We start from the raw sequence: 12,884 nt of genomic DNA, 5'->3' as shown, positions 1-12,884 counted from the left end.
CTACCAGACCGAGAGGGAATAAGGACTCAGCTGCGATACCTGTAGGCTCGGCAGAGAAACTGTTGGCCTCGAGGAATACGGCAGAATCCCATGCTCCATCCGTACCATCTCCAATAGCGAGTTTGATATGGTACACCTCACCGCAATTGACAATGGCCCTGGCAGTCAAGACCACAGTATTTCCATCGTACTCATAGTTGGTCCCATTGGTATTATCTACATAATAGATGATGTAGTCCATATAGTCAGGAGCGAAATCCACGCATTCGGGGTCCGACTCCATGTTGTCATTGATAGAATTGATGGCCACCGGAATATTCGTGTATTCCTCTGGATTATTCGGATCAGGTACCAAGGCAATGTTCTCGTTGGTATAGATTCCGCCATCGGGATTATTCCCACTCAAGAAGAAGCCGAACACATCGTTGAAGTTCGAACAAGCGAATTCAGGATATTCTTCTGAAGCAAATATGTAATTGAAGGTCAGTGTATCTCCTTGCGGGATAAAGTCGAACTCGATGACACACTGGTCATTGACCGATACATTGGTCAAGGACTCGAGGTCAGGATCATTGTACTGGAATGGAGAGCCGGGGAGACTGCTCGAACCGCTGTTATTAGGTTGTTCGGCCATGGTGACATTCCCTGTCCCCATGATGAAGCCTTCAGAAACGCCTATTGAAGATGTCTCATCGGTAAATGTACCGGCCTGAACATTGACCGAGTTTCCCGGCAGACCATTGATGGTGATGTTGAACACATCCACTCCCTCACCGATCAAGGTGTTCTGAATCGCATCTGCCACCGTTTGGCTGGTATTGTCTACCATGACCTGTGCGGAGAGTACAGAGATGCTCAAGAGCCAAGCACCTAATAGTAAACCTCTTCTCATTGTTTCGAGCTTTGTTTAGAACGGTCAAAGATAATCGACTATCGCCTTTGAGCGGTCATATGCTTTGACCACCTCTAGGAGTCTTATCTGAGCACAGATAGCGGTCCCTTACGTATCAGCTTCTCACCGTTCTTCCCAGTGGCTTGGATCACATAGTGATAATACGAAGCACCATGGACCGGACGTAAAGGGTCATAGCCATCCCATTTGGAGTCCAAACCACTGGAAATGAGTATGCTACGGCCGTTCCTATCGAAGATCTCCATATGCAGTTCACTCAATCCGAGCGAGTTCACCTCGAACTCATCATTGACTTGATCTCCATCTGGGCTGAATGCATTGGGGATGAAGAGTAAAGGAGAGGGTTGGAAGGATACGTTCCAGCTATCTGTACATCCGTATTCGTTGATGACCGTAAGACCGATGCTATGGAGTTCATCATCCAAGAAGGGATGTTGGTTCCCTTCATCGAGTTCTACATCTGATCCGTTGATGCTCCAGTAATATTCCGAAAGGGCTCCGATACTCGAAGAACTCATATCCACAGTTCTGAAATAGAAATCCTGAAGTTCTTCGACCAAGAAGAGCGCCTCGACCTGTGAGAATTGCATCAGTTCCTCATCGGAATCACTCAGACCGCATCCATCGATCACCAGTGCTTGGATGAATATCGGTTCGAATCCATCTATCCATAAGTAAGGTTGGTCTACTGTTCCATCGGACCAGTGGATGGAGTACGGTTCCTGACCACCGGAAATCTCGAGTTCGATCCGGTTCTCCTGTCCACGACAGAGCACACCTTCACTATCTAAGTGGGCTTTGAGCGGTTCATAGTCGATCAGATCGATCTCTGACTCTACGTTGGATATCTGCCCGCATTCATCCGATATGGTCAATTCCAGCATTCCGGATTCCAGCACGGTGGTATTCAATTCCTCTCCTATGCCTACCAGCTCACCTTGAAAGCGCCAATCGTATTCCAATTCGCCCGTCCCGCCATCGATGATAGGTAAGACCTCCAGTTCATTCTAACCGCAGCTGAGCACGATCTCCTCAGGAATAGAAGCAGATATCGGTTCTCCACTGTTCAACTCGATTTCCAGAACGGTCATCACGGGAGCAACACAGGTATCTGAAGTGATGAGGTGTGGAAATGGTCCTGAATTATCGAGTGTGATATCAGGCCCTGATTGTCCATTGCTCCATTGGAATGAATAATAGCCCAGACCTCCGGTCGCACTGACCAATACCTCTATCGGAGAAAGACAATCCGTACTGGTCGCCTCATAGTTCACTTCCAGCACTTGGGGCCCGTCCCACACTTCCAGAGTGCTGAGTTCTAGAACCTGATCCTCCGCGCATCCGGAATAATTCAAGAGCACGGACAATGACTCCACTCCTTCTTCCTCAGAATCGGAGAACAGTGTGATGGGAAGCACGTGCTGATCGATAGCCCCTTCGAAGGTCACAGAAGGAGGTAGTGTAGAGTAGTCTGTTCCCTCTTCAGCCGTTCCCTGAGAGATCAGTGAGATGGTCTCGGCATTATCCCACCAAGTGGCTCGAGAGATTGCGATCTCTGCCTGTGAGCATCCCTCGAAGGAAACTCCTTCCGGTAGCTCGATAGGGGATAGACTGGTCAGAGAAGCCTCTAGCGCCACATCGGTCTGGAAGCTTTCTTTCTCAAAGAATATGGCTGAGTCGTAATGGTCATCGCCTACATCGGCAATGGCCAATTTCATGTGATAGGTCTCACCGCACTGCAGAGGCACTTTGACCAGGATGGGAGTGAGGATACCATCATACTGGATGGCAGTAGGATCCGATGAAATGGGATTGACAGTAAGGAATTGGCAATTCTGACAAGGGCCGGTATCCGCTGTTCCATTATTGACCGAGTTCACCGATATAGGAACTTCTGAACCTGGGAGTACGGCCAGATTGACAGCTCCATCGGGATAATTGAGTGGACTCGAAAAATCCCCTTGGATTCCAGGCCCTGAAAGGAAGAAGCCGAAGACATCGTTGTAGATGGTATTGGCGAATTCGGGGTACTCTTCGGATGCGAAGACAAAGCGAAAGGCCAAGGTATCACCTTCAGGCACAAAATCGAATTCCAGTATGGCAGCGTCATGTGTATCAGGTCCAGCAAGAGATTCGAGATCGGTATCTCCAGATAGCCCCAAGCCTGCTTCCGGAGCAGTGCACGCTGGGGAATTGTTCGGTCCTATGGCACCGGCTACTTCACCTGTGCTCAAGATGAGTCCGTGGGTGAGGCCCACATTGCTGTGTTCACTGTCGAATGAACCACATTGTATGGAGGCCTGATCAGCTGGTGATCCGTTGAAGATGACATTGTCTATGCTGAGTCCCCCACCGATGAGGTATTCACTGACATAGTGCTCCACACTCTCAGAAGAGTGGACCACTAGCTGGGCTTGGCTCGAAAAACACAGCACGAGCAAGCAGAGCACTAGGGAGGGAAATCTCACAGCGTCAGCGAATTAGTGACTCAAAGATAGGGAAGAAGGAGGCTTATGAACAGCCCCTTGTTGAAAACCTAGCGGAGTAGCGTGATCACGCCTCTTTTGTCGATGCGTTGACCATCCTCCAAGCGAGCACGGATGTGGTAGACAAAACTGTCATTCTCACCGTAGTAGCCGCTATTCTGACGGCCTCTACCGTTCCAGGTCTCATCGATATCCTCGCTGCGGAACACCTCTTGTCCCCAGCGGTCATAGATGACCATCAGAAAATCCTCGACCCCGTCACCGTATACCTTGAAGAGGTCATTGATCCCGTCATTATTGGGCGAGAAGCCAGTGGGAATGTACATGGTAGGTGGAGCAGAGATATCGATGGTGGCTGTATCGGTACATCCATACTCATTGGTAGCCGTCAGGATGATGGTCTGGTCGCTCAGGTCGTAATAGATATGTGTAGGAGAGGCTTCTGTAGAGACAGTTCCATCACCAAAATCCCATTCGAAGTAGAGTGTATCTGTGTTCACACCATCTGAGAAATTCTCCAGGATCACGCCATAGTATCCCGTCTCGTCCATTGCGAATTTGGCAATGGTCTCAGATACCCCTACGATTACTTCTGCGCTTTCGGTATTCTGGCAAAGATCCGTGACTTCTACAGAGTAGATAGTTGATTCCCGTGGAGTGACAAGGATGTCTTCTTGGGTCTCTCCTTGATGGGACCATGCGTATTCAAAGGGCGGTTCTCCGCCCGATGCGAGTGCGGTCAACTGGGCGCTGGTACCTAGACAGATGACCGTGTCTTCAGAGATATCGATGTAGATGGGGATGATGGGGACCAATACCTGCATCTCATCCGTAGCTGGAGTGAAGCAGCCATCCATTACTTGCAGGATGAGCGTATTGGTAGATGTCCCTTGATAGTTCAGGAGGTCTGATTCCCCGATGACCTCACCGTCTTGGATCCACTGATAGGTATAGGTACCGTTCCCTCCACTGACACTGAGCGGGTAGATGTCCACCCACTCCAAGCAGGTCAGTTCCAATGAATCCTCGATCTCTACGGAAACGGGAGGATAGACCGGCACATCGACCGACACCGTGTCGATCTGCGAACCTGCGTTGCAGGTATCGGTCACGGTGATGATATAATCGGTGGTCACACCGGGAGAGATGACCTGGCTCTGTTCCGTTATACCGTTGCTCCAATCGAACACATATTGCCCATAGCCGCCTGATACATCTACGGTGATCTCGATCTGATCTCCGCAATCGATGGCATGATCGACCGTGCTGATCTCCAGCGGCTCGGGATCATCCGCCACATAGAATGAGAACTCGGAGGTGATGGCTCCTGAAGCACAGGCTGAGGCACTGGTATTGGAGATGGTGATCTCTACCAGCTCAAGTCCTTCTACCAGACCATCCAAAATGGCGAAGACATCCATGTAATATAGACTGTCTCCTTCCGGGAAGATGAATTCCGTAGGCACGGTGGTATAATCCACTCCATTCTCGGCCACACCGGTGATCTCCAATTCCACTAGGGACTCTGCCTCTATTCCTCCTTGGCGTGAGAACACAATGGTCCCAAAACCACAGTTCTCGTATAAGAAGCCATCGGAATAGGGGCCGATAGAAGAGAAAAGATCGGCCGAAACGACCAGATCGGATGCGAAACTGCCTTCTTCTAGGAATACCGCAGAATCAAATGCTGAATCCAAAGCATCTCCTATGGCCAGTTTTATGTGATAGGTCTCTCCACACTGCACCAGAGCAAAGGCTTCCAGTACAGTAGTAGTCCCGTCCAAAGCGTCTGCTTCGATATCGCAATTATCTATGTAGAACTCACAGTTGGTGCATGGACCGGTAGGGCCACCACCAAAACAACTCGCGTTCCCGTTGTTCACGTTGTCGATGGTCACAGGAATATTCGTACCCGGTATAAGAGCGATATTGATGGAGCCGTTCGGGAATCCGGCCGGGCTGCTATAGGTACCACTTATGCCGGGTCCTGCCAAGAAGAACCCAAAGGCGTCATTGAAGGAATTGACATACTCAGGATATTCCTCCGAACCAAAAACATAGTTGAATCTCAATGTATCACCGGTAGGTACGAAATCGAATTCAAGGATCGCTTGGTCATTGATATCATCGTTGGCCAGGGCTTCGAGGTCCGGGTCATCTCCTTGACCATTGTCCACATTGATGGTGGTCTGTTCACCTACTATCACTGAGTCTCCACCGAAATCAACCCCATATACATGACCTGTAGAGAGGACCAATCCACTCTCCACCTCCATGTAGCTCCCATTGCTTTGGAAATATCCACACTGCAGATTGATCTCATCTGCGGGCTGACCGTTGAAGGTGATATTGGTAGCCGTTACCCCCGAGCCTAGCAGTACATTCTGGACATACCACTCCACAGTCTGTGTGCTTTCTACGCTCAGCTGTGCTGACACCTCTCTGGGCACAAAGGCAAGAGCAAAACAGAGTATGAGGTATAAATGTCTCACGGACAATGATTTCTGGTCGAGGTACAAGAATCAAAGATACGTGCTGAATCGATTTGCGTCTATTCATAGTTGAGTACTTCTATTCATTAGATGGTCGATCCTCAGATTGCTATTCATTGCATTCTAGGTGATTGACCGTGAGGCAGTCTCTAGAGTGTGAGCAGTTATATTTGTTCTCTTTTGAAATCACGGGAATGGAAGAATATCTGGAAGAGCACAAAGAGCGTTTTATCGAGGAATTGAAGGAAATCCTCCGGATTCCCTCAGTGAGCGCTGATTCGCAGTATAAAGATGAAGTACTGCGCATGGCCGAGGTCACCAAGCAGAGCCTCTTGGATGCAGGTATGGATACTGCCGAATTATGTGAGACGCCCGGATACCCCATCGTGTACGCTGAGAAGATCATCGACCCTGAGAAACCTACGGTGCTCATCTATGGGCATTATGACGTTCAACCGGCCGACCCCGTAGAACTCTGGGACAGCCCTCCATTCGAACCCGTGGTGAAGGATGGAAAGATCTATGCGCGAGGAGCGGCCGATGACAAAGGGCAGTTCTACATGCATGTCAAGGCCATCGAGATGATGATTCGGACTGAAACACTGCCTTGCAATGTAAAGTGCATGATCGAGGGCGAAGAAGAAGTGGGGAGTAATGGTCTGGCCTGGTTCGTTCCCCAGAATAAGGAGAAGCTCAAAGCAGACGTGATCGTCATCTCCGATACTTCATTGATCGCTAATGATGTTCCTTCTATCACTACCGGGCTGCGTGGGCTCAGCTATCTGGAAGTGGAAGTCACAGGTCCTAAGCGTGATCTGCATAGCGGAGTCTATGGAGGAGCCGTGGCCAATCCGATCAATGTGCTCTGCGATATGATCAGTGACCTCATCGATCAAAGCGGTCGCATCACCATACCGGGATTCTATGAAGATGTAGTCGACCTATCGGCTGAGGAGCGTACGGAGATGAACAAGGCCCCATTCTCACTGGATGACTATAAGTCAGAACTGGAGATAGACGCGGTCAAAGGAGAAGAAGGGTATACCACCATAGAACGGGCCAGTATCCGTCCCACTTTGGATGTCAACGGCATATGGGGAGGCTATATAGGTGAAGGAGCCAAGACCGTGCTGCCTTCCAAGGCATTTGCCAAGATATCTATGCGCTTGGTACCCGATCAGAATTCAGAGAGGATCACCAAACTGTTCAAAGAGCACTTCGAGAACATGGCCCCAGACTATGTGAAGGTGGAAGTACATCCTCACCATGGGGGAGAGCCGGTGGTCACTCCCATCGATTCCCATGCCTATCAAGCGGCCAGCAAGGCCATGGAGAAGACCTTTGGCAAGCGACCTATCCCTACCAGAGGTGGAGGAAGCATCCCCATCGTGGCCCTTTTCAAAGAAGAATTGGGCTTGGATTCGATTCTGATGGGCTTTGGCCTGGATTCTGATGATATACATAGTCCAAACGAGAGTTATGGGATATTCAACTATCTGAAAGGCATAGAGACCATCCCGTACTTCTTTAAATATTTCGCAGAATGACCAGGTACTTCATCGTACGTATAGCTTCACTACTCACCCTCGCAGTGCTCTTCAGTTCCTGTGAAATAGAAGAGGTCACACTCGTGGATCTGGAAAGGGTAGAGGTCGACCGTATCGAGAAGCAGGAGATGTTCTTGGATGTGGCCGCCACTCTGGACAATCCCAATTCATTCAGTATCAAGGTCAAGGAATCCGACCTGGATCTATATCTGGAAGATAGATATATCGGTAAGGCCAATCTGGAGAATCAGTTCACCTTGGAATCAGGAAGTCAGAAGACCTATGAGATGCAGATACGAGCTGTAGGTGAACGATTGAATACCGAGATGTTGCCTATCATGCTTTCGGCCGCTCTCACCGGTAAGGTCAATGTGAAGCTCAAAGGCACCATCACAGGAAAAGTATTCCTCTTCAGTCGGTCGGTAGATGTGAACATCGAGGAAGATGTGCTCTTCAAGAGCCAAGAAGGCTGATGAAGACCCTCATCTTGGCCATAGGCCTGGTACTGACAGCAGTTTCGGGATGTAATCAGCAGGATACCATGAAAGAATCCGATCATACGGAACAAGATGACCGACCCAAGAACGGCCTAGCAGGCCAGACCTCTCCCTATCTGCTCCAACACCAGTATAATCCAGTGGATTGGCAGCCCTGGTCGCAAGAGATCTTCCAGCAGGCCGAGCAGGAGAACAAACTCATCTTGGTCTCGATCGGATACTCATCCTGCCATTGGTGCCATGTCATGGAGCATGAGAGCTTTGAAGATGATTCGGTAGCGGCAGTGATGAATCGTCATTTCATCTCTGTCAAGGTAGACCGTGAAGAGCGACCTGATGTGGACCAGATCTACATGAATGCCGTTCAACTCATGACCGGTAGAGGAGGTTGGCCCTTGAACTGCTTCACCTTGCCCGATGGGCGCCCCGTGTATGGCGGTACGTACTTCCCTAAGGAGCAGTGGCTAGAAGTTCTGATGCGATTGAAAGAAACATGGGAGAGCGACCCCTCCCAGGTGATAGAGTATGCCGAAAAGCTGACAGAAGGCGTGAAACAGAGCGATCTCATCACCTTGGACCCCAGTCCGGCCCGATTCTCTCAAGACCTGCTTCATGAAACAGTGGAGAACTGGAAGGCACGTATGGATTTCAAGGATGGCGGTCCTTCTCGAGCGCCTAAATTCCCCTTGCCCAATAACTATCAATTTCTGCTGCGTTATGCCCATTTGGCAGATGATGCTCAAGTCAAAGAGCAGGTCTATCTCACACTGGATCGCATGGCCTTTGGAGGAATCTATGACCAGATAGGAGGAGGCTTTGCGAGGTACTCGGTCGATGGACAGTGGAAAGTGCCTCACTTCGAGAAGATGCTCTATGACAATGCACAGCTCATCGCATTGTATGCTGAAGCCTTTCAGGCCACGGAGAAAGCGCTCTATAGGGAGACCGTCTATGAAACAGTGGACTGGCTGGAGCGGGAGATGACCGATGAGTCAGGGGCCTTCTACTCTGCCTTGGATGCAGATAGTGAAGGTGAAGAAGGGAAGTTCTATGTCTGGTCTGAAGAAGAACTTCAAGAAGTCTTAGGCACTGATTTCGATTTCGTCAAGAACTATTACAACCTCAACGCCAAAGGGCGATGGGAGCACGGTAATTACATCCTTCTGCGCGATCGATCGGATGAGGACTATGCGCAACAGGAGGGAATCACTATAGAAGAACTCCAGGCGACCAAGGAGGAAGTCAGGAAAAAGCTGATGGAGAGGCGAGAAGGCAGGGTGAGACCCGGATTGGACGACAAGAGTCTGACCTCATGGAATGCGATGATGATCTCTGGTCTGGTGCAAGCGGCTCTTGCCTTTGATGAAGACAGATTTCTTGATCTGGCTTTGAAGAATGCGGATTTCCTTATCCAGCATCAATGGAGAAGCGATGGGGGATTGAATCACAGCTATAAAGGAGGTACATCATCGATCAATGGCTATTTGGAGGATTATGCATTGACAGCGCAGGCCTTCATCGACCTCTATCAGATCACACTGGATGAAGAATGGCTGACGCGAACTGAGAAACTGACAGAATACGTGATGCGACATTTCAGCGATGAGGAATCCCAGATGTTCTTCTTCACTTCCGATGAGGATCCGGCCTTGATCACGCGTAAGATGGAGGTGGATGATAATGTGATCCCAGCCTCTAATTCTGCTATGGCCCGGGTACTCCATACGCTGGGTACGTATTTCGATAAGCAAGAATACTTGGACCGTTCATTGACGATGCTCAATAACATGAAGAGCCAGATACCCAAGTATGGGGGTGGTTATTCCAATTGGGCGACCCTGATGTTGCATGAGGTCTATCCATACTATGAGATCGCTATCCTGGGGGAGCAACCTGAGAAGGAGATACGCGAATTCGGACAGCAGTACATACCGAATAAACTCTTTATGGGAGATTCTGATGAGGATTCACGATTACCCCTGCTCGAATACAAGTATGTAGAGGGAGAGACGATGATCTATGTCTGCGTGAATAAGACATGCAAGCTTCCAGTGGGCACGGTCAAAGAAGCGATGGGACAGATCGATTGATCAAAGCATCTTCTTAGGCAACTTGGCGATGAAATCCTTCAGATAGAAGGGTTCGAAATAGGCAACATCCTCCACATCTCCAGCCTCCAGTTTCTTGAATACCAGGTCTTTGACCAATGCTGTATTCGGGTGAATGTCCTCGATGAAACGGGCGTGAGGATGTGCTTGAAGGTCTTCCCTTGCTTTAGGCATTCCATCTCCGAAGAAGTATACCGGCCCTTTTTCCAGTTCTTGAGCAAAGGGCGATTCTTCTAAGAGCAAGGCCTGACAATGCTTCATCTCTCGCAGGGAAATGTCGTATGCAGCGCTATAGACTTCCATCCTTCGGGCATCCAACAAGGGTCTGAGTATACCTTCTTCGATGTTTTCACAATCCAATGCAGCAGCACTCATTATCTGAAGAGTAGGCAGTGAGATGAGCGGTATTCCCACCCCGAAAGCAAATCCTTTGGCCGCACTTACACCTATCCGCAATCCGGTATAGGAACCTGGCCCTTTGCCCACAGCCACTGCGTGGAGATCTTCTGCTTCGATACCTGCTTCATGGAGCACTTCGTCACAGAGCACATGGAGTTGTTCGGCATGTACGTAGCCATCCTCGATGACATTGCGCTGAGCCCATACCTTCTCTCTATCAAAGAGAGAAACACTGCAGGCTTTGGTGGCCGTATCGATACAGAGTATCGGGAAGTTCATGGGTCTCAGTCTTCTTCTTCCTCGTCCTCTTCTTCTACCTTGACCTCGTCCCCATCTTCTAAACTGCGTGAGACGGTGGCATAGGGACCGGTGATGATCTGTTCTCCTTCTGAGACTCCTTCTTTGATCTCTATATATCGGTTATCCTGGATACCGGTCTCTACCACTCGGAGTTCTGCTTCGCCTCCATCGAGTATGAAAACGCACTCCATAGGCTCCATTTCTTCCTGGTTCTCCTCGAGTTCTTTCCTGCGTTTCATCTTCTCCCTGAAGCTACCACCTGATACCGTATCAGTGCGTGTGGTCACGGCTTCTATGGGTATGGCCAGTACTTGATCTTTGCGTGCCGTACGTATATCCACCGTGGCCGACATCCCGGTGCGGAAGGGGCTGATCATGCTGTCCTTCTCATTGACCAGGTCCATGTAGGAAGAAGGGAGAATGCGGATCTTGACGGAGAAGTTGGTCACTTGGTCGGTACTGAGTATCCCGCTGGCATTGGTGGCTGCATTGGCGATCTCGGTCACTACGCCCAAAAAGGTCTTGTCCTGATAGGCATCCACCTCTACTTCGGCTGTATCTCCGAGATTGACCCGTACGATATCGCTCTCATTGACCTCTACATCCACTTCCATCAGACTCAGGTCAGACACGCGCATGACCTCGGTCCCGGCCATCTGTATGGTACCGAGTACGGTCTCGCCTTCCTCTACCTGCAGGGCGGTGATGATACCATCTTTGGGAGCGAATATGGAGGTCCGTTCCAGATTATCTGAAGCTTCAGATAGGGTGGCCTCGGCACTTCGCACAGAATATCGGGAGGCCGCTACGGTCTCTTCGGCAGCCTGCTTCTCGGCCAATGCCGATCGGTAGTTGGATTCGGCCTGATCCATCTCCGCTTGGGAGATCACGCCATCGTTGAATAGTTGCTGACTGCGGGCATAGCTTCGGTCCACATTGAAGAATTGAGCTTCAGCCTGAGCAAGTCGTGCGCGGGCATTGGCCAGATTGGCACGAGCAGAGTTCAATGAGGCACTGGCCCGGGCCTGATTGGCTTCCAATAGATCCGGATTCAGTGTGAGAAGGAGATCACCCTCACTGACCCTATCACCCTCTTTGACATGGATCTCGAGTATTTTACCAGATACCTCTGGGCTGATCTTGATATCGGTCTCAGGCTGAATCTTACCATTGGCCGACACCATTTCCACGATGTCGCGTTTGACGGCCTCTTCTACCTGCACCGATTCTTTGTTCCGGTCAGAACAGGAATTCAAGATAAAGCACAGGCTGATGAGACTCAAGAAGGTAGTCAGGCTTCTCATAATCATTGTAAGTTGATCGGATTGCCCAGGTAGAAATCCATGATGGTCATCCGGAATATGTAGTCATACTTGGCCCGGATCGCTTCCGTACGGCTCATGGCCAAGCGGGATTTAGCATCATTGAATTCCACCGGACTGAGCATGTCCTGTTCAAAGCGTTTCTCGGCATTCAAAAAGTTCAATTCCATCGCCTCCAGGGCCTGAGTAGCGGCCAGATAGCTGCGTTGGGCCGCGGTAGCATCTGCATGTGCTTGCTGGACATCTTGCAGCAGTTGGTTCTTGGCGGCCTGTTCATCCAGTTGAGAGATCCTGTAGTTCAGTCGCGCACGATCTACATCCGAGGTGACGCTCAGGCCATTGAAAATGGGGATGGTCAAGGAAAAACTGACCGATTGATTGAAATTATCCTCGAGCTGCTCTCCAAAGGCTTTGGCTTCGAAATCGTTGTAGGTCTCGGTCTCACCCACTACGAGTTCTCCCGAGTTGGCCACCTCGCCTATGGGAAAGATGACATCGATGGGCTCACCTACACCTACTTGATTATTCCCGGAATATCCCGATCCGATGGATCCCCTGACCGAAAGCTGCGGGCTGCGGCCTCCTTGGGCGATGTCCATACCTACCTCACTGCTTTCTACTCGCAGTTCAGCGGCTTTGATCTGGGGGAGGTTCTGCACCGCGGTAGAGTATACCGTGAGCACCTCTGGAATCGGCCGCTCCATGTCCAGTAGGCTGTCGCTTGGGGCGAGGATCTCGAATTCCTGAGCTTCTTGAGGACCAAGTAGCAGAAGGTTGGTCAAGGTCAATCGGGCGATCATCAAGCTATTCTCTATCTGTG

General features: G+C 50.1%; 10 protein-coding genes. 3 read left to right on the top strand and 7 right to left on the bottom strand.

The features are described from left to right. The 4 genes from HKN79_09895 to HKN79_09880 all read right to left on the bottom strand — a co-directional run. On the bottom strand, positions 1–892 hold an 892-nt coding region (locus HKN79_09895; protein NNC83880.1), incomplete at its 3' end, for a hypothetical protein. A gap of 83 nt (positions 893–975) precedes the next feature. Then, positions 976–1,875: a hypothetical protein gene (locus tag HKN79_09890; protein ID NNC83879.1), complete on the bottom strand. Its 900-nt coding sequence runs from the start codon at positions 1,873–1,875 to the stop codon at positions 976–978. A 45-nt stretch (positions 1,876–1,920) separates the two neighbouring features. Further along, on the bottom strand, positions 1,921–3,381 hold the full coding sequence (locus HKN79_09885; GenBank protein ID NNC83878.1) for a hypothetical protein: 1,461 nt from the start codon (positions 3,379–3,381) through the stop codon (positions 1,921–1,923). A 68-nt stretch (positions 3,382–3,449) separates the two neighbouring features. Then, positions 3,450–5,891, bottom strand: a complete 2,442-nt coding sequence (locus HKN79_09880; GenBank protein NNC83877.1) for a PKD domain-containing protein — start codon at positions 5,889–5,891, stop codon at positions 3,450–3,452. A 194-nt stretch (positions 5,892–6,085) separates the two neighbouring features. Here HKN79_09880 and HKN79_09875 point away from each other — a divergent pair, with 194 nt between their 5' ends. From HKN79_09875 to HKN79_09865, 3 genes are all read left to right on the top strand, one after another. Further along, positions 6,086–7,438, top strand: coding sequence for a dipeptidase (locus tag HKN79_09875; GenBank protein NNC83876.1), 1,353 nt, complete (start codon positions 6,086–6,088; stop codon positions 7,436–7,438). Beyond that, positions 7,435–7,911: an LEA type 2 family protein gene (locus HKN79_09870; protein ID NNC83875.1), complete on the top strand. Its 477-nt coding sequence runs from the start codon at positions 7,435–7,437 to the stop codon at positions 7,909–7,911. The genes HKN79_09875 and HKN79_09870 overlap by 4 nt, the downstream gene beginning before the upstream one ends. A 68-nt stretch (positions 7,912–7,979) precedes the next feature. Continuing rightward, a complete protein-coding gene (locus tag HKN79_09865; protein ID NNC83874.1) occupies positions 7,980–10,025 on the top strand; it encodes a thioredoxin domain-containing protein in 2,046 nt (681 codons plus the stop codon). On the opposite strand, the gene tsaB is transcribed toward HKN79_09865, so the two are convergent. The 3 genes from tsaB to HKN79_09850 all read right to left on the bottom strand — a co-directional run. Then, positions 10,026–10,721 (bottom strand): tRNA (adenosine(37)-N6)-threonylcarbamoyltransferase complex dimerization subunit type 1 TsaB, encoded by a 696-nt coding sequence (gene tsaB / locus HKN79_09860; protein NNC83873.1) that lies wholly within the window; start codon positions 10,719–10,721, stop codon positions 10,026–10,028. 5 nt (positions 10,722–10,726) lie between these two features. Next, the gene (locus tag HKN79_09855; protein ID NNC83872.1) at positions 10,727–12,046 is read right to left on the bottom strand and encodes an efflux RND transporter periplasmic adaptor subunit; all 1,320 of its coding nucleotides are present in this window, start codon (positions 12,044–12,046) and stop codon (positions 10,727–10,729) included. A 2-nt stretch (positions 12,047–12,048) separates the two neighbouring features. Beyond that, positions 12,049–12,884: TolC family protein (locus tag HKN79_09850; protein NNC83871.1), on the bottom strand; the 836-nt coding region annotated here is incomplete at its 5' end.

The sequence above is a fragment of the Flavobacteriales bacterium genome (genome assembly GCA_013001705.1).
Classification (GTDB): Bacteria; Bacteroidota; Bacteroidia; order Flavobacteriales_D; family JABDKJ01; genus JABDLZ01.
Note: the sequence above shows the minus strand (reverse complement) of the source record. Positions and strands in the feature narration are given on the sequence as shown.

Coding starts and splice junctions, on each gene's coding strand:
- HKN79_09875 (NNC83876.1), top strand. CDS start 6,086: ATGGAAGAATATCTGGAAGAGCACAAAGAGCGTTTTATCGAGGAATTG.
- HKN79_09870 (NNC83875.1), top strand. CDS start 7,435: ATGACCAGGTACTTCATCGTACGTATAGCTTCACTACTCACCCTCGCA.
- HKN79_09865 (NNC83874.1), top strand. CDS start 7,980: ATGAAAGAATCCGATCATACGGAACAAGATGACCGACCCAAGAACGGC.
- tsaB (NNC83873.1), bottom strand. CDS start 10,721: ATGAACTTCCCGATACTCTGTATCGATACGGCCACCAAAGCCTGCAGT.
- HKN79_09855 (NNC83872.1), bottom strand. CDS start 12,046: ATGAGAAGCCTGACTACCTTCTTGAGTCTCATCAGCCTGTGCTTTATC.